Source organism: Hydrogenophaga sp., assembly GCF_031426985.1.
Taxonomy (GTDB): domain Bacteria; phylum Pseudomonadota; class Gammaproteobacteria; order Burkholderiales; family Burkholderiaceae_C; genus Hydrogenophaga.
Genome location: NZ_JASJOY010000090.1, coordinates 1 through 1160, shown reverse-complemented (window position 1 = coordinate 1160; position 1160 = coordinate 1). Strand labels below are relative to the sequence as shown.

The window sequence follows — 1160 nt, the reverse complement described above, 5'->3', positions numbered from 1 at the left end:
ACCAATATCGTAAGTACAGGAGGGCATGATGATGATGAAGGGTGGATTGGGCGGATTGATGAAGCAGGCGCAGCAAATGCAGCAGAACATGCAAAAGGCGCAAGCTGAACTGGCTAGCGTCGAGGTGGAAGGCCAGGCAGGTTCAGGCATGGTTAAAGTGACCGTGACCTGTGCGCATGAGGTGCGTCGCGTATCGTTGGACGACAGTTTGTTATCCGATGACAAGGAAATGCTGGAAGATCTGATTGTGTTGGCTCTTAATGACGCGATGAAAAAAGCGGAAGCTGTTTCAGAGCAGCGCATGAGCGGCTTTACTGCCGGTATGGGTTTGCCGCCCGGAGTGAAGTTGCCGTTCTGATGACATTCTCCCCATTGGTGATGCCTTCCCATCTGGAAGAATTGATTGCCGCATTGCGTTGTTTGCCGGGCGTAGGCCCAAAGTCCGCGCAACGTATGGCTTATCATCTGTTGCAGCGAGATCGCGCCGGGGCATTGCGTCTGGCTGAATCGCTCGAGTTGGCTGCCAGCAATATTCAGCACTGCAGCAAGTGCAATAACTTCTCCGAGCATGATGTGTGTGCAATGTGTGCGTCACCGAAACGCGACGCTGATTTGCTGTGCGTCGTCGAAATGCCAGCCGACTTATTGATGATGGAGCAAACGCAGTGTTATCGCGGAATGTATTTCGTCCTGATGGGGCGACTTTCGCCGCTGGATGGCATTGGTTCCAAAGAATTACATTTTGAGCGTTTGCTCAAACGAGTACAGGAGCACACCCACGAAGGAAAATTGGCTGAAGTGATATTGGCGACCAATTTTACGGTGGAAGGCGATGCCACAGCGCACTATCTGGCAACATTGCTGCACTCCCAAGGCATCGCGCGTGGCTTGCCGGTCGGCGGTGAATTGGAACAGGTTGATAGCGGCACATTGGCGCAGGCCGTGTTGGAACGGCGCGAGGTAATAGCATGAACAAGAATGGCAAAGCAGTTCCGCAAAAAACTTTAGCTGGTGACGAAGCGGTCGGTGAAAGCCTGCCCGGAGAAAAATTGTCCGGAGAAAAGTTACAGAAGGTATTGGCTCAAGCTGGTTTCGGTTCGCGCCGCTTGATGGAAGAATGGATCGCTGCAGGGCGTGTCAGCGTGAACGACGAACCGGCA

The 1160-nt window shown here is 53.1% G+C and carries 3 protein-coding genes; all 3 read left to right on the top strand.

The annotated features are described in order from the left end of the window. The first annotated feature begins 31 nt into the window (after nucleotides 1-31). A complete protein-coding gene (locus RMP09_RS11565; RefSeq protein ID WP_310566123.1) occupies nucleotides 32-358 on the top strand; it encodes a YbaB/EbfC family nucleoid-associated protein in 327 nt (108 codons plus the stop codon). Further along, the gene (recR, locus tag RMP09_RS11560) at nucleotides 358-972 is read left to right on the top strand and encodes a recombination mediator RecR (RefSeq protein ID WP_310566120.1); all 615 of its coding nucleotides are present in this window, start codon (nucleotides 358-360) and stop codon (nucleotides 970-972) included. The genes RMP09_RS11565 and recR overlap by 1 nt, the downstream gene beginning before the upstream one ends. Beyond that, nucleotides 969-1160, top strand: a 192-nt coding sequence (locus RMP09_RS11555) for a S4 domain-containing protein (RefSeq protein WP_310566119.1), incomplete at its 3' end; no start/stop codon positions are given. The genes recR and RMP09_RS11555, both read left to right, overlap by 4 nt.

Excerpts from the sequence above, each read along its gene's own strand:
- recR (WP_310566120.1), top strand. The coding sequence starts at position 358 with ATGACATTCTCCCCATTGGTGATGCCTTCCCATCTGGAAGAATTGATT.
- RMP09_RS11565 (WP_310566123.1), top strand. The coding sequence starts at position 32 with ATGATGAAGGGTGGATTGGGCGGATTGATGAAGCAGGCGCAGCAAATG.